Here is a 15,880-nt window from a genome sequence, read left to right on the forward strand (position 1 = left end):
GCGTCTTCAGGCGATCTCGGGGTAGCCGAGACGATGCGCGAACCGCGCCAGTTCCGCCACAGGCTCGTAATCGGCATCCGACAGAACCGCGAAGTCTTTTAGGGAAAGCACAGCGCGGGCCTCAGCCAAATTGGGCTCCGTAATCGCCCGTCCGAGTGAACTGCACAGCAGCAAAAGCTCGTCGTCCGAGGCGTCGCCGCGGGTGACGAGAGGCAGGCCCGGCGTGCTGGCAGTGGCGGTCAAGACCCGCAGACCGGCCACGCGTTCCGGATCAAAACGTTGCGTATTGCCATAGGTCACGCAGTCGATGGCGGCCACGTCGGCAGTGTCCGATGCAACCGCATCGATGCTTGCCAAATGGCTGCCGGTTTCGGCAACAGAGGAGAAGAACCGGCCATTGCGGCTGCGGGGCGCGATCGCCGCGCGCAACAGGTTGGTTCCGGAATTGCTGATCGGATCGTTGATGGCAGCCCGTGTCCCCCGGAGATCTTCAAGGGAACGGACCGGTGCGTTTGCTCGCACGATGACGAAGCTGCACATGTCGGGCCCGTCGCAGCCCGGGTGCCCGTAGACCGGCGTAGCGACAAGGCGAACCTTGCCGCGCAAATGCCGCACGTAGGGATAACCGCACGTCTGCGCGAGCAGCAGCGCCGGATGAAGCCAGGCATCGGCATGATGGAGGACGGCGTCCAATCGGTCGGGCACATCCGTCAGGCCCTCGCGCCGCAGGTCGTCGCGCAGGAACGCCCAGAGCGTTGCCGTTGCGGCCGCGAGCGGCTGAGGGCTGACATACATCGCAAGGCTGGCTATCCGCATGATTTCCCCGCGCTCCATGAGCACTCCCGCCATGGCGTAAAATGCGTTCGGCGAAGCGTCAAGGCCGTGGTCGCGGCGCCAAAGCGGTGGCAGCCATGCGTCTGGATGGCGGCGCCGATGTGCGGTGCTAGGCCGTGCGGCGAAGGCCAGCCCGCTCCACCGCGGCCGTTTCAGATCGACGTCCGCTGGATGTCGTGCGGAAGCGCTCGACCAGATCGAACAGGGCGGATGCCTGGCCTGAGAGCCTGTGGGTCATGGCGGTGCTGTCCTCGACCATCGCATTGTTCTGCTGGGTCACGGCGTCCAGCGACAGCATGGTCTGGTTGATGTGCTGCAGGTCGGTTGCCTGGTTGCGCGCGTCGCCCGCGATCTGCAGCGTCTGCTCGTTGATCGCGTGGATCTGACCGGAGATTTCGTCGAGCGCGTCGCCAGCGGCCCTGACGAGAGAAACGCCCTTCGCCACTTCCTCGGCCGACGCGGTGATGATCGCCTTGATCTCCCGGGCGGCCTGCGCCGACTTCTGCGCGAGTTCCCGCACCTCATGGGCAACGACCGCAAAGCCCTTACCCGCTTCGCCGGCACGCGCCGCCTCGACCCCTGCGTTCAGCGCCAGGAGGTTGGTCTGGAAGGCGATATCGTTGATCGTGCCGATGATCTGAGAGATGGCGACCGATCCCTTCTCGATCTGGGCCATGGCGCAGACGGCGTTCATCACCACCTGACCCGAACGATCGGAACTCGCCTTGGCAGCGGCGGCGATCGTGGTTGCGGATGTGGCGTGTTCTGCGGTGCGGCCGATGGTGGCGGTGATTGCGCCGAGCGCCGCGGTCGCTTCCTCCAGCGTCGCCGCCTGATGTTCGGTGCGCTTGGCGAGTTGGCCGATGGCGTGGCGCATCTCGCCGGTTTCGCCGTCGATCTCGGCGCTTCTCGCCTTCACGTCACCGAGCGTGACCGCCAGGCTCTCCAGCGACAGGTTGAAGTCCGAGCGCAGGCGATCGAAGCCGGCGCCGAAGGGGCGGTCGATGCGGGCCGTCAGATCGCCGTGGGACAAGCGTTCGAGCCCCGAGGCCAGCATTTCGACGGCCTCGTTGATCTGGCGCGATACCTCGGCCTGGGTCGTCTCGCGGCCGTGCCGTTCCTCCTCGATCATGGTTCGCGTCTCCGCTGCCTCGGTTTCGAGGCGGGCACGGTCGCGAAGAGCGTCCCGGAAAACAAGGACGGAGCGGGCCATGTCACCGATCTCGTCCTTGCGGGTACCGCCAACACCGCTGATCGTCGTGTCGCCATCGGCGAGCCGGCTCATGTCGCGGACGAGACCGGTAATCGGGTGTGTCAGTCGGCGCGAGTACCAGATGGAGATCGCCAGCGCAGCCGCGAGGACGGCAAGCGCGGTCGCGAGCGTCCAGTTGCGCAAGGCGGTAACCGCGGAAAAGGCCTCCCGCGAGGTCATGACCGCAGCAATGGTCCAGCGCGTGCCGAAAGCATCAAGGTTGGTGGCCGCCATCTGGGCTTCCTCGTCGCGGAAATCCGCAAGCCTGCTGCTGACGATGCCGTCTTCCGCCGGCTGCTCAACCACGATCCGGGCCTTCAGCATATCGTTGCCGGGTGTGGCGGCGCTGTCGGCGAGGAAGAACCCGTTACTGTCGAGCAAAATCGTTTCGCCGGTTTCGCCAAGGCCCGTGCGGTTGCCGACGATTTCGCCGATGCGCCCATCCGGCATTTCAAGGATCAGCGTGCCGATCTTGCCGTCAATCGATTCCAGGGGGATGGCGACGAACGCAGCGGGGCTGCCGCCAAGCGGGGCATAGGCTTCGTAGGACGCAAAGGCGAGCTTGCTCTTGTCCGTTCCCTCGGCCGTTTCCCGGAAGACGCGGCCAAGCCCGGTGTCCTTCCAGGCCACGTCCTTGAGGCTGACGCCAAAATCCCCTTTCTTGTTGAGGGCGTATACGACATCGCCGCTGAGATTGGCGAGCAGCACGTCGCGATAGCCGTGGGCTTCGGCGAAGCGCCGGAAGAACGGGTGATAGCGCGCATGCAGCGCGTCGTAGTCGTCGACGCCGGCGGAGCTGTAGAGGGCGCGCTTGTCTTCGGCGTTGGGGTTTTCCGCCAGGTAGCGGCGCTGCAATTCGCTTTCGGTCTTTTCCCCGAACTTGGCGGCTGCGCCATTGAGGTCGGTTAGCGCCTTGGCGACGGACTTCTGTGCTTGCAGATTGCGCAGGTCGTTTTCCACGGTGGTGAGGTAATGGCGTAGCTCGTTGCGGCGGGCATCGGCGAGCGCCTCCAGCTTTTCAATTGCCGCGCGTGACGAGAGATTGCCGCTGACGGTCAGGCTGGCAAGACTGGTGGCAGCAATGGAAAAAGCGGCCAGAGCCGCCGCAGCGAGAGGAAGCTTCGCGGACAAACGCATAACAATCACCGGACGTGCAAGGGGAGGAGGCCATGCCGAAGGCTGGTCGCGACGCCTCATGCGTCCGGCGGAAGGGCTTCCGCGCGGAGAGTTATACGGCCTCACGTTACAGCTTGATGACAGCTGGATGACATCGCCAAAGTTTGCCGTGGAGAGCGACGGCTCTATCTCGGCAAGGCGCCTGTCAGGAAAATGTCGGCGCAGCTTTCTGCTCGCGCCGTGATCGTCGCCTCGTCGATGGTGCCAAGGCAACCCATCATGACGGCGCGTTGCGGCTCCATCGCCATCATGCCGCGCAGCATGCCTGCGGTCAGACGCGGGTCTGCCACCGCGAGCCGGCCGTGGGCCACCTGCGTCCTCAGCCATCGCTCCAAGGTGGCACTTGTCCGCTGGATCGCCTGTTCCCAGAATGTGGCAGCAACTTCGGGAAAGCGTTCTGCCTCGGCGAGCACCAGGCGGATGATCGAGATCGTGTCGTGCGAGAGCACGAGATGTCCGTAGGCGGCAAGCAGGTGCACCAGGCCACCCCTTACGCCCAGATCTTCCAGGTTCTCGTCATCGGCTTCCACTACGAACTCGGCGATCCTGAGGGAGATGACGCGCTCGAAGAGATCGGCCTTGGTGGGAAACAGCCGATAGAGCGTCTTGGTGGAAACGCCGGCATTCTGAGCTATGACGTTGATGTTCGCCGCCTCGTAGCCGAAGTCGCAGAATTGCCGTTCGGCGGCGAGGACGATCACCTGGCGCGTCTCGTCGTCCGGTCGGACCTGGGGACGGCCACGGGAGCGTGGCGTCTTCTGCTTTTCGATCATGGCGGCTTTCCAAATTCATCGAATTTTTAGGTGAGCCGAGTTGAGAAAGCAATTGTTTTCCGAAATTTCTGTGCCGCGTGTCCTGGCCGTGGCGGATATTGCGACCTTTGCGAACACGTTCTAGCTTTGCTGCATGGCGACGTCGAAACTCACGACCTATCGTGCGAAGCGGGACTTTTCCCGGACGCCGGAGCCTGCCGGAAGAAGTGGCGCGGAGGGCAATCGTTTCGTCGTGCACAAGCACCATGCCACTGCCGATCACTATGATCTCAGATTACAGGTCGGCGACGTGCTGAAAAGCTGGGCGGTCCCCAGGGGGCCGTCGCTCAACCCCGCTGACAAACGGCTGGCTGTCGAGACCGAGGATCATCCGCTCGACTACATCGACTTCGAGGGCGTCATCCCGGAAGGCGAATATGGCGGTGGACCGATGATCGTCTGGGACACCGGCGTCTGGGCACCGATGGACGATATCGAAAAGAGCCTGAGAACCGGCGCGTTCAAGTTCCGTCTAGCCGGCGAGAAGCTCAATGGCGGCTGGATGCTGACGCGGCTGAAGCCGAAACCGGGAGACGACGATACGCGCAACTGGCTGCTGTTCAAAGAGCATGATCCAGCCGCCGATCCTGATGTCGACATTCTGACGGCACGCCCGGAGAGCGTGAAAAGCGGGCGGCGCATCGAAGAGTTGGTCGAGCCGCCAAGGAAACCGGCTAAAGCGGCGAAACCGGCCGTCCTCAAGCCTGGTTCGCTGCCGGGCGCTGTGAAAGGTCCGAAGCCGCAGCGGATCGAGCCGCAGCTCGCCAGCCCTATCCCGAAACCGCCCGGGGCCTCACCGGGAGAACAGACCTGGCTGCACGAAATCAAGTTCGATGGCTACCGCACGATGGCGGATCTCTCGGATGGTTCCGTACGGCTGATCACGCGCAGCGGGCTCGACTGGACGAAACGCTACGGCGATCTGCCAGACGCATTCCGCAAGTTGCCTTGTCGGGAAGCGATGATCGATGGCGAGATCGTCGCTCTCGACGACAAGGGCATCAGCCGCTTCTCCCTGTTGCAGGAGGCTCTTTCATCCGGGACCGATGGCAAGCTCGTCTTCTATGCCTTCGACATCCTCCATCTCGACGGCTGGAATCTCGCCGAAGTTCCATTGGAAGAGCGCAAGGGTCTGCTGGCGCAGCTGCTTGAAGAGCAGATATCGAGCCGTTCCGCCATTCAGTTCAGCGACCATGTGGAAGGTGACGGGCGCGGGCTCTACGATCAGGCCGCCGAGCTGGGGCTGGAAGGGATCGTATCAAAGCGTGCCTCCGCACCCTACCGCAGCGGACGCACCCAGACCTGGACCAAGACCAAAGCGCTCAAAAGCGAAGACTTCGTGATCGCAGGCTACACCGTCTCCGAGGCGGCCGAGGGGCTGGCGGCACTGGCGCTCGGGGAGTGGGTGGGCGGCGAGCTGCACTACCGCGGCAAGGTCGGCACCGGCTTCGATGCGGCGACAGCCAAGCAATTACTCGCCCGGCTGCAAGCCTTGCGCGGGGGTGAGACCGCGCTGGACGGTGCGCCCAAGGAAATCCTCTGGGTGCGGCCGGTGCTATCCGCCCGCATCCACTACTCCAACCGCACGACCGACAATGTCTTGCGGCATGCGGTGTTCAAGGGGCTTCGCGATGTCGAGCTTTCGGCCCCGGCGACGGCGACGGCGCCGCGCAAGCGGCTGATCACGGACGCCGACCTGGCGACGATCCAGGTGACCAATGCCGACCGCCGGGTGTTCGGAAGATCCGGACCGACCAAACTCGACATTGCCGTCTACTATGCGCTCGTCGGCGATTTCATGCTGCCGCATATCCTCGGTCGCCCGGTGTCGCTTTTCCGCTGCCCGACGGGGAAGCGGGCCGATTGTTTCTTCCAGCGCCATCCCTTCACCGGCATGCCGCCCTCCATCGTCAGCTTCAACGCGACCAATTCCGAGGGCGAGAGCAAGTCCTTCCTCTCGATCGAGGGCACGAAGGGTTATCTGGCGCTCGCTCAGTTCGGCGTGATCGAGCTTCATAGCTGGGGTTCGCGGCGCACGCGCTTGGAGAAGCCCGATCGCGTCGTCTTCGATCTTGATCCCGGCGAGGGGATCTCATGGCGCGACGTGGTCGAGGCAGCGGTCCATATTCGCGGCGAGCTAGAAGCAATCGACCTCGTTCCTTTCGTCAAGACGTCTGGCGGCAGCGGCATCCACGTCGTGGTGCCGGTCAAACCGAAGCTGGACTGGAAGAAGACACACCAGGCAACGAGCGCGATAGCGACGCGGCTGGCGGCGACCGCACCCCAGACCTTCACCACGACCATGGGCAAGGAAAACCGCAAAAAGCGCATCTTCATCGACTTCCATCGCAATGCGCGCAGCCATACGGCGGCCGCTCCCTATTCGCTGCGGGCACGCACCAATCTGCCGGCTTCGGCCCCGCTTCAGTGGGCGGATCTGGAGACTATCGACGCTCCGGAGGATTTGAACTATTCTTCGCTGCCTGGACTTCTGGATACTTTCGGCGATCCCTGGGCGGATATCGACGACTTTGCCAAGGATCTGCCGCTTCTGTCCGAAACGAGGACGTAATGCGTTTGGCCGCGTAGGAGACATCAATGGCGCCCAGGGCAAGTTGGAAAGGTTATCTCAAACTCAGTCTCGTCAGTTGCCCCGTCAGGCTCTATCCGGCGACCAGTTCGAGCGAGCGCATCAGCTTCAACCAGCTGCACAAGGACACCCACAACCGGATCAACATGAAGCCGGTCGATCCAGAACTCGGGCTCGTCGAGCGCTCGGATCTGGTCAAGGGCTACGAGTACGAGGACAAGAAGTACATCATCATCGAGGACAGCGATCTCGACAGCGTCAGGATCGAATCCAATCACACGATGAACATCGAGGCCTTCGTCGATGAAGGCTCCGTCGACGTGATCTACCAGGACGCACCCTATTATCTCGCGCCCGACGGCGCGATGGCCGAGGAAACCTTCGTCGTCCTGCGCGAAGCGCTGAAAAAGAGCGGCAAGGTGGCGATCGCGCGCCTGGTGCTTTCGAGCCGTGAACGCGTCGTGACCATCGGCGCGCGCGAAACCGGAATGTTCGTCTGTACGCTGAGAAACCCGAGCGAAGTGCGCGGAACCGCTGAATATTTCGGCAATGTACCCGTTGGTCATCCGGACCCTGAAATGTTGCAGCTTGCCGAAGCCTTGATCCAGCAGAAGATGACGGTCTTCGACCCGAAGAACTATGAGGATCGTTATGAGATCGCGCTGATGAAGATGATCCGCGAGAAGCTCAAAGGTCATAAGCCGATCATTGCGGCAGCCCCTGAGCGCGGCAATGTCATCAACCTTATGGATGCGCTGAAGGCGAGCCTGTCGCAGTCGAAGCCGCCTGCAAAGAGCAAGCCCAAGGCCGAGCCGGCAGCCAAGCAAACCACCAAGGCGGCAGCGCCAGCCAAGCGGACGGCGGCAAAGCCGGCCGCGAAGAAGAAAGCCTGATGGCTGTTGCAGGCCAGACATTCGGTATCGTCGGGGCGTTGTCGGCCTTCCCGCGCCGGCTTGTGGCGCGCGAGGTCGAGCGCCAGCACGGCCACGTGCGTCGCGGCGTGACGCGCCAGACGACCTATCTGGTGTTCGGCCGCAGCCTGCTTGCCAAATCGAGCGAGGCGGAGATCGAAGCCCGCTTCGATGCCGAACATTCGTCCGGGCGGTGGCTTATCAGCGAGAACGGCTTTCTTCGCCTATTGGGGTTGATGTCGGTGCCGGCTGCGTCCGCGCTTAGTCGCCAGTCGCTGATCGATCAGGCGAGGCTCTCGCCGCGCATCTTCGACCTGCTCTCGCTGTTCGACGCTTTCGAGCATGACAGCGAGCCCTACTCGTTCCGCGACCTCATCCTCGCCAGGAAATATGCCGAGCTGATTGCCAGCGGCGCGAGTTGGAGCGCGATCGCCCGGTCCGTTCATCGCTCCGGACCGGTCGCCTCGTTGACGGCGCTTTCGCTGCACCACGGTGGCACCGATGCGATCTATGCCCGCAGCGCCGAGGGCCTGAGCGAGCTGAATGGGCAATTGCTCTTCGATCTCGACACACCCGACGATGCCGCCCTGGAAGATCTCTTCGATCTGGCCGAGGAGGCGGAAGCCAATGGCGACTACCTGGAGGCTGCGGCCTTCTATCAACGCTATCTTGCCATGGACCGGACGGATTCGGTCGCGGCCTTCAACCGCGCCAATTGCCTGAAGGCAGCCGGACGGGAGCTAGATGCGGCCCATGATTACGCCCGCGCCATCAAGCTCGATCCATCCTTCGTCGAGGCCTGGTTCAACCTCGCGGGGCTGATGAACGAACGGGGGCGGATCGACGCCGCGCGCAGGCATCTCGGGAAGGCGATCGAGATCGACGGCGACTATGCCGACGCCGTCTTCAACTTGGCGAAACTCGAATTCGATGCCGGCGATCTCGCGGAGGCGAAGCGTTGGTGGACCCGCTATCTCGAACTCGATAGCGATAGCGAATGGGCGCGAACGGCGGAGCGCGGCGTGCAATATGTCGACCTGCAGAGCCGCCCGAGAACAGGCTGATATGGGCGACAAATTTCTCTTCGACGGACCCGACGATGCCGCGGTCACCATCCTTCTTGCCCATGGCGCCGGCGCGCCGATGGATTCGGCTTCGATGACCGCGACCGCAGGGGCGCTTGCGACGGCAGGCTTTCGCGTTGCACGCTTCGAGTTCGGCTATATGGCGGCAAGGCGCACCGTTGAGGGGCGCAAGCCGCCGCCTCGCGCCGACACGCTCAATCCGGAATATCTCGCCGCCATCGAGGATCTGGACGTCAAAGGCCCACTTATCATCGGCGGCAAGTCGATGGGGGGACGCGTCGCGAGCATGATCGCCGATCCGCTGCATGCGGCCGGCAGGATCACCGGGCTGCTCTGCCTCGGTTATCCCTTCCATCCGCCAGCCAAGCCCGAGCAACTGCGCACCAAGCACCTGGCCGGCCTCAAGACGCCGACGCTGATCTGCCAGGGAACCCGCGACGAATTCGGCACGCGCGAGGAAGTGCAGAACTACGGGCTTTCCGATGCGATCGAAGTCCTGTGGCTCGAGGACGGAGACCATGATCTCAAACCGCGCAAGAGCATTTCCGGCTTTTCGACCGCCGATCATTTAAGGACCTTGGCCGATGCGGTGGCAGCCTGGGCTGCCCGGCTGACACGCTGATCCGATCGCCGGAATGAAGATCGCCACCTTCAATATCAACGGCATCAACAGGCGGCTCGACAACCTGATCGCCTGGCTGGGCGAGGCGGAGCCGGACATCGTCTGTCTGCAAGAGTTGAAGGCGCCCGATCGGCAGTTCCCGCGCTCGGCGATCGAAGCGGCCGGCTACGGCGCCGTGCGGCAGGGACAATCCGCGTGGAACGGTGTCGCGATCCTCGCCCGAGACAGCGAGCCGGTGCTGACCCGTGTCGGGCTCGACGGCGACCCGTCGGATGCCGAGGCGCGCTATATCGAGGCTGCCGTCAGCGGCATCCTGGTCGCCTGTCTCTACGCGCCCAACGGCAACCCACAGCCAGGCCCCAAGTTCGTCTACAAGCTTGCCTGGCACGAGCGTCTGGCCAAACATGCCGCCGAACTCTTCGCCCTAGATCTGCCTGTCGTGCTTGCCGGCGACTACAACATAGTTCCGGAGCCGCGCGACATCTACCCGACAACCTCCTACGACGACAATGCGCTGGTCCAGCCCGAAAGCCGCGCCGCATTCGGCGAACTTCTCGACCAGGGCTGGCTCGATGCGCTGCGCAAGATCCACCCGAAGGACCAGCTTTTCACCTTCTGGGACTATCGCCGGAACCGTTGGCAGCGCAACGCGGGGCTTCGGCTCGATCATATGCTGCTCAGCCGCAAGCTTTCTCGCAAGCTTACCGGTGCCGGCATCGACCGGGAGGTTCGTGGCATGGAGGGTGCGAGCGATCATGCGCCGGTGTGGATCACGCTCCGCGATTGACCTGACAATGCTGCGGGGAGACTGCACGTCCATGCGCGACGGTGATACTGTTTCGCCTCGAACGCCGCTATTCGCAGCCGCGATCCGGGGTAAACCCCGTCCGGCCTAGCGGCTGAATGCGGTGACCGCGACATTCAGCCTGGTCAACACGAAGGAGAACCGCATGAAAATCAGCGCGCGCAACCGCCTCAAGGGCAAGATTGTCGAAGTCATCAAGGGCGCCACCACCGCCCATGTCCGGATCGACGTCGGCGGCTCGATCGTGACTGCAGCGATCACCAACGAGTCGGTCGACGAACTTGGCCTGAAGGTCGGTGGCGAAGCCTATGCGGTCATCAAGGCCTCGGATGTCATGGTCGGCATCGACTGATACGCTTGCGGCAAGGGCGCGTGGATCGACCGTCGCGCCCTGCCAAATCGCGACCGGATCACGCCTTCTGGCAGTAATGCGCTTTGCCGTCGCCGGTCTCGAAGTCGCCGCGTTGCGGCGGCGCAATCGGCTTGAACAGCGTCCGGTCGGGCTTCAGATCGATGAGTGGCGTACCGTCGAGGCAATCAAGGCCGCGCACGAGAAGGCTCGAGCCTTCCACGGCTTCGAGCTTGACGATCGAGGTGCCGATCGGGTTCGGCCGAACCGGCGAGCGCAGTGAAAATGTTCCGTGCACTTCGCCGTTGCTGGCTGGGCTTTGCAACACCAGATCGCGCCGCGAACGGTCGAGCCAGTAGAGGATTTCCAGCCGCTCGAACGCCTCCACGCCTTTCAGCGCCAGGACCCAGGGTTCGAAGATTTCGATACGGCAGACCGGGCCGTCATGCCGACCCTGGCGAGGGGTTTCCATGCGCGAGGTCCAGGGCGTGGAAATGCGGCCGATAAAGACGAGACCGGCGTCGGTTGCCGCGGGCGGTACCACGGCCACCTCGTTCTCACGGATTTCGTTCTGGCGGACCATGGTCAGTTCCTTTCCTTATAGAGGGGGTCGTGAGGCGCGGCGCACAGAGACGGGCGTCGCTGCCGTCGATCGAGCCGATCACCACATCGATGTCGTAGAGTTGTTTGAGAGCGGCGGGCGTCAACACGTCCTTGGGTAAGCCGAGCGCGATGAGTTTCGAGGCGTGGAGAAGGGCGACGCGGTCCGCGACCAGGAAGGCGTGATCCGGATTGTGCGTCGAAAGCACGACTGAAAGCCCGCGTGCCGCCAGCGCTCGGACATGCGAAAGCACCCGCATCTGGTTGCCATAGTCGAGATTGGCGGTCGGCTCGTCCATGACGAGGATGGCGGGTTCCTGCGTCAGTGCGCGGGCGATCAACGCCATCTGGCGTTCGCCACCGCTGGTCTCGGTATAGGGGCGCATGGCAAGGTGGGCCATGCCGAGGCCGCCAAGCGCTTCCATGGCAATCCGACGGTCGCGAGCGCCAGGCGATGAGAACGGCGCGAGGTGAGGGGCTCGCCCCATCAACACCACCTCCAGCACTGTAAACGGGAAAAGTGCCGCATGCGCCTGCGGAACATAGGCGATCTGCCTGGCGCGTTCGCGCCGCGACCAGGCGGAAAGCGGTCGACCGTCCAGGATAATATCGCCGGCCTTGACCGGCAGGAGACCGAGGACGGTCTTGAACAGCGTCGTCTTGCCGGCGCCGTTGGGGCCAAGCAGGGCCAGAACCTCGCCGGACTCAAGCGACAGGGAGGCATTCTCGCCTACCGTGCGTCCGCCATAGCCGAAGGCGAGATTCTTGATGTCCAGCGTCATAGCCAGGCCCTCCGGCCGGAGGCGAGCAGCCACAGGAAGAAGGGCGCGCCAACGGCAGCGGTCAGGATGCCGAGCGGCACTTCGATGAGCGCAATGCTGCGCGCCAGCATGTCGACAACAAGCAGATAGGCAGCACCAGATATCATCGAGGCCGGCAGCAGGCGGCGGAAGTCCGGGCCGACCAGCATGCGCGCGATGTGCGGGATCACGAGGCCGATCCAGCCGATGACGCCGCTGACGGAGACGGCCGCCGCCGTGATCAGCGTTGCCGCCGCGATCAGCAATGCGCGGGTAAGACGCGTGTCGACGCCCAAGGTCTGGGCTTCCTCGTCGCCGAGCGTCATCAGGTTCATGCGCCAGCGAAAAAGCACCAGCGGCACCAGCCCGATCAAAAGCGACGGCAGGATCGAAACGACGTCGAGACGCGTGATCGCAGTGAGGCTGCCGAGCAGCCAATAGGTGATCGCCGGCAACTGGTCATAGGGATCGGCGAGGATCTTGATCAGCGATATGCCGGCACCGACGAGAGCGCCGATGGCGATCCCTGCCAGAACGAGCGTCAGGGCCGGATCGCGTCCGCGGATTGCCATGCCGACGGCATAGACTGCGGCGACGGCGAGCAGCCCGCCTGCGAAGCTGATCGCCTGGATTGCCAGGACCGGCAGCGACAGAAAGATGCCGATGACGGCGCCGAGACTGGCACCGCCGGAAACGCCAAGGATATCCGGCGAGACGAGGGGATTGCGGAAAAGCCCCTGATAGGTGGCGCCGGCTGCGGCAAGTGCTGCGCCGATCAGGATCGCACCCCCCACCCGAGGCAGCCGCACGTTCCAGAGCACGGTTGAAAGAACGGGGTCGCTCGGCTGTCCCGATAGGGCCGCGTGCAGCGCCCCGGCGATCTCCGACGGGCCGGCATATTTGCCGACCGACATCGACACCAGGGCGAGCAGGAGGAGGGGGCCGACGAGGAGCCAGAGATTGCCTTTGCGCCCTTCGGCTAGCATGTCCGATGTTTCCTGCCTCCGATTCATTTCGAAGCCGGCACCGCCCCCTTCAGGAGCGTGGCCACTTGTTCGTCCGTCAGGTCGACCTGGTAGAACAGCTTGTAGAAATCGCGGGTCTCAGCCTTCAGGTCCCCCTTGAAGCGGTCGGGATAAAACAGGTTCTGCAGCCAGACGACGCCGATCACTCGGTTGATCGCAGGCGGCGAGTCGAACCAGCCGTAAGGCAGGGACGGCGCGGTTAAGACTCGACCGGTCGTGATTGCCTTCACGTCGGCCCAGAGCGGGTCCTTCTTTGCCGAGGCTGAACTTTCCGCTTGCTGCGATGACGACGTCCGGGTTCCAGGAGAGAATCTGTTCGAGCGACACCTGGGTCAGGCTGCCCTTGCCGGCTGCCGCCGCGACGTTTTCGGCGCCGACGGCTTCCAGGATCTCGACATTGATCGAGCCGGAAAGCCCCGTTTCTAGCCCTTCCGGGCCGCGGCCATAATAGACGCGCGGCCTTTGATCGGCCGGTATCATGGCGAGACTGTCGTTCAGATCCTTGATCCGCTGGTCGGCATAGGTTGCGAGCGTTTCGGCGCGTTCGGCCACGCCAAGCAGCGCGCCGACGTCGCGCAGCGTCTTGCCGCTATCGGCGAAGCGTCCATCGATCAGCACGTAGGGAATGCCGGTCTGCGCCTGCACCTTATCGGCCAGCGAGCGGTAGGTGTCGTTGACGGTTCCAACGTCGAGAATAATGTCCGGCTTGGCGGCAAGCACCGCCTCGACATTGGCGCTACCGCCCTTGCCCGTGAGTTGGCCATAGGTCGGCAGGTCGCGGACCGACGGTAGCAGATATGCTTTTTGCTCCTCCGTCGGCTCGCGCACCCAGCCGGCGAGCTTGTCCGGTGCCAGAACATAGGTGAGCACCGAGGCCGGCGGGCCGGCAGCAAGCACGCGGGTGATGGTATCGGGAACCTCAACCGTCCGCCCGGCGGCATCGGTGATCGTACGCGCCTCGGCTGCGCCTGAGGCAAGGCCGAGCACGGCTGAGAAGATTATCGCAAGAGATTTCAACATGAAGGCCACGATAGCGAGAGGGATCGGTCAGGCCGCACTATGGCATGTCGTTATATTTCATGGAATATATTGATTGCGCGATTTGCGACGATCGGGAGCCACCCTGATGCACTGAGATACAATTCCGCTCCTGTCGGAAACATCCGCGATACGTCGCGATGGTCCTCTGCCGCACGTGACAAGCGATCTGTGCCTCGGGCATTGATCCCATGCGGAGAGACGGTGATGATCCTCTTTGTTGTAGCCTATCTTGCCGGCGTGCTGACGATCGTCAGCCCGTGCATCCTGCCGGTGCTGCCATTCGTGCTTGCCCGCGCCGGCCAACCCTTTTCCACCAGCATTCTTCCGATGCTGCTCGCCAAGATCGTGACCTTTGCGGGTATCGCCTCGCTTGCAGCCCTAGGCGGCAACTGGGCGGTGCAGGCGAACGCCTATGGCCGCTACGCAGCGATCGCGATGCTCGCAGTCTTCGGCGTGACGCTGCTCTCGACGCGGGCTGCCGCCTTTGTGACCGGTCCGCTCGTGGAACTCGGCAACCGATTGTCGAGAAAGGCTGCGACCGGGGAGAAGGGCAGCATCGGCGGCTCGATCCTCCTTGGCGTTGCGACCGGATTGCTCTGGGCGCCCTGCGCCGGACCGGTGCTCGGTCTGGTGCTGACCGGGGCGGCGCTGAACGGCGCGAATGCGCAGACCACGCTGCTGCTTGTGGCCTATGCGGCCGGTGCTGCGACCTCGCTGGCGCTCGCCGTCCTGGCCGGTGCCAGAGTATTCGCGGCGATGAAGCGCTTCCTCGGCCTTGGCGACCGCATCCGCCAGGGTCTCGGCGTTGCGGTGCTCGCCGGTGTTGGCGCGATCGCGCTGGGCCTCGACACCGGTCTTTTGGCGCAGCTTTCCTATGCCAGCACGTCGGGCGTCGAACAGTCGATCCTCGATCGCCTGCGCAGCGGTGCTTCGCCCGTGGACGTCGCAAGCACCCGCATGACCCTTGCCGCAAAGGATACGCGACAGGCGGCCTATCGCAGCGATCTTCCGGTGGAAGGGCAATTTCCGTCGCTCGACGGCGCGGTTCAGTGGCTGAATTCGAAGCCGCTGACGCCGGCCGAGCTTCGCGGCAAGGTCGTTCTCGTCGACTTCTGGACCTATTCCTGCATCAACTGCATCCGCACCATCCCTTACGTTCGGGCCTGGGCGGAGAAGTACCGCGACCAAGGTTTGGTCGTCATTGGCGTGCACGCCCCCGAATTCGCCTTCGAAAAGCAGATCGGCAACGTCGAGAAGGCGGTGCGCGACTTCAAGATCACCTATCCGGTGGCGATCGACAACAACTTCGCCATCTGGCGCGCCTTCTCCAACAGCTACTGGCCGGCCCACTACTTCATCGATGCCGAGGGGCAGATCCGCTACACCCATTTCGGCGAGGGCGACTATGAAGGATCCGAGCGGGTGATCCAGGACCTGCTGGCGGAAGCCGCCGGCAAGAAGAATGCCGAAGGCGATCTGGTCAAGCCGGAGGCAAAGGGTGCCGAGGCCTCGCCGGACCTGGCACGCCTCGGATCCGGCGAGACCTATGTCGGTTATGCGCGAGCCGCAAACTTCGTCTCGCCCGAGGGCGTCTCGGCCAATACGTCCGCGCGGTACACGGTCGGCAAACCGGGGCTCAATGAATGGGGGCTGACCGGCAACTGGACGGTCGGCGCCGAAGAGGCGCGCCTCAACGAGGCCGGCGGCGGCATCACCTACCGGTTCCGCGCGCGGGACCTGCACCTGGTGCTCGGCACTGGCGCCGGCGGCAGGCCGGTTCCGTTTCAGATAACCATCGATGGGGTGGCGCCGGGCGCGGACCATGGCGCGGATATCGATGCGGCCGGCAAAGGTACCGTTACGGCGACCCGCCTTTATCAACTCGTCCGCCAGTCCGGAGCAGCCCGGGAGCGGACCTTCGAGATCCGCTTTCTCGCACCCGGCGCAGAAGCCTTCGTTTTCACCTTTGGATGAGAGT

General features: G+C 63.7%; 13 protein-coding genes and 1 pseudogene. 7 read left to right on the forward strand and 7 right to left on the reverse strand.

Translation table 11 applies throughout. The features are described 5' to 3' along the window. Positions 1–6: 6 nt before the first annotated feature. The 3 genes from ASD01_RS20835 to ASD01_RS20845 form a co-directional block, all read right to left on the reverse strand. Positions 7–816 (reverse strand): phosphate/phosphite/phosphonate ABC transporter substrate-binding protein, encoded by an 810-nt coding sequence (locus ASD01_RS20835; protein WP_034799769.1) that lies wholly within the window; start codon positions 814–816, stop codon positions 7–9. A gap of 127 nt (positions 817–943) precedes the next feature. Beyond that, a complete protein-coding gene (locus ASD01_RS20840; protein ID WP_060644349.1) occupies positions 944–3,223 on the reverse strand; it encodes a methyl-accepting chemotaxis protein in 2,280 nt (759 codons plus the stop codon). 164 nt (positions 3,224–3,387) lie between these two features. After that, the gene (locus tag ASD01_RS20845) at positions 3,388–4,035 is read right to left on the reverse strand and encodes a TetR/AcrR family transcriptional regulator (RefSeq protein ID WP_060644350.1); all 648 of its coding nucleotides are present in this window, start codon (positions 4,033–4,035) and stop codon (positions 3,388–3,390) included. Positions 4,036–4,168: 133 nt separating this feature from the next. On the opposite strand from ASD01_RS20845, the gene ligD reads away from it, so the two are divergent. From ligD to ASD01_RS20875, 6 genes are all read left to right on the forward strand, one after another. Then, positions 4,169–6,646 carry a DNA ligase D gene (ligD, locus tag ASD01_RS20850; protein WP_060530338.1) on the forward strand — a complete coding sequence of 826 codons (2,478 nt, stop codon included), beginning with the start codon at positions 4,169–4,171 and terminating at the stop codon, positions 6,644–6,646. Between the two features lie 26 nt (positions 6,647–6,672). Further along, entirely contained in the window at positions 6,673–7,557 is an 885-nt protein-coding gene (gene ku, locus ASD01_RS20855) for a non-homologous end joining protein Ku (RefSeq protein ID WP_034799645.1), read from the forward strand. Then, positions 7,557–8,639 carry a tetratricopeptide repeat protein gene (locus tag ASD01_RS20860; protein ID WP_060530339.1) on the forward strand — a complete coding sequence of 361 codons (1,083 nt, stop codon included), beginning with the start codon at positions 7,557–7,559 and terminating at the stop codon, positions 8,637–8,639. Before ku ends, ASD01_RS20860 begins: the two co-directional genes overlap by 1 nt. Position 8,640: 1 nt before the next feature. Then, on the forward strand, positions 8,641–9,282 hold the full coding sequence (locus ASD01_RS20865; protein WP_060530340.1) for an alpha/beta hydrolase family protein: 642 nt from the start codon (positions 8,641–8,643) through the stop codon (positions 9,280–9,282). A gap of 13 nt (positions 9,283–9,295) precedes the next feature. Beyond that, on the forward strand, positions 9,296–10,069 hold the full coding sequence (gene xth / locus ASD01_RS20870) for an exodeoxyribonuclease III (RefSeq protein ID WP_034799648.1): 774 nt from the start codon (positions 9,296–9,298) through the stop codon (positions 10,067–10,069). A 163-nt stretch (positions 10,070–10,232) separates the two neighbouring features. Continuing rightward, positions 10,233–10,439, forward strand: coding sequence for a TOBE domain-containing protein (locus tag ASD01_RS20875; protein ID WP_034799649.1), 207 nt, complete (start codon positions 10,233–10,235; stop codon positions 10,437–10,439). A 58-nt stretch (positions 10,440–10,497) separates the two neighbouring features. Here the strand turns inward: ASD01_RS20875 and tsaA are convergent, their stop codons facing one another. The 4 genes and pseudogenes from tsaA to ASD01_RS20895 form a co-directional block, all read right to left on the reverse strand. Continuing rightward, positions 10,498–11,019 carry a tRNA (N6-threonylcarbamoyladenosine(37)-N6)-methyltransferase TrmO gene (gene tsaA / locus ASD01_RS20880; RefSeq protein WP_034799650.1) on the reverse strand — a complete coding sequence of 174 codons (522 nt, stop codon included), beginning with the start codon at positions 11,017–11,019 and terminating at the stop codon, positions 10,498–10,500. Further along, positions 10,994–11,818 (reverse strand): ABC transporter ATP-binding protein, encoded by an 825-nt coding sequence (locus ASD01_RS20885; protein ID WP_060644351.1) that lies wholly within the window; start codon positions 11,816–11,818, stop codon positions 10,994–10,996. The genes tsaA and ASD01_RS20885 overlap by 26 nt, the downstream gene beginning before the upstream one ends. Further along, positions 11,815–12,822, reverse strand: a complete 1,008-nt coding sequence (locus tag ASD01_RS20890; RefSeq protein WP_060530343.1) for a FecCD family ABC transporter permease — start codon at positions 12,820–12,822, stop codon at positions 11,815–11,817. Before ASD01_RS20890 ends, ASD01_RS20885 begins: the two co-directional genes overlap by 4 nt. Positions 12,823–12,845: 23 nt before the next feature. After that, positions 12,846–13,881: pseudogene (locus tag ASD01_RS20895) on the reverse strand (iron ABC transporter substrate-binding protein). 225 nt (positions 13,882–14,106) lie between these two features. Between ASD01_RS20895 and ASD01_RS20900 the strand changes: the two are divergent. Beyond that, the gene (locus ASD01_RS20900) at positions 14,107–15,876 is read left to right on the forward strand and encodes a cytochrome c biogenesis protein DipZ (RefSeq protein WP_060644352.1); all 1,770 of its coding nucleotides are present in this window, start codon (positions 14,107–14,109) and stop codon (positions 15,874–15,876) included. Positions 15,877–15,880 lie beyond the last annotated feature (4 nt).

Origin of the sequence: Ensifer sp. Root423 (genome assembly GCF_001426275.1) — a bacterium.
Taxonomy (GTDB): Bacteria; Pseudomonadota; Alphaproteobacteria; order Rhizobiales; family Rhizobiaceae; genus Ensifer; species Ensifer adhaerens.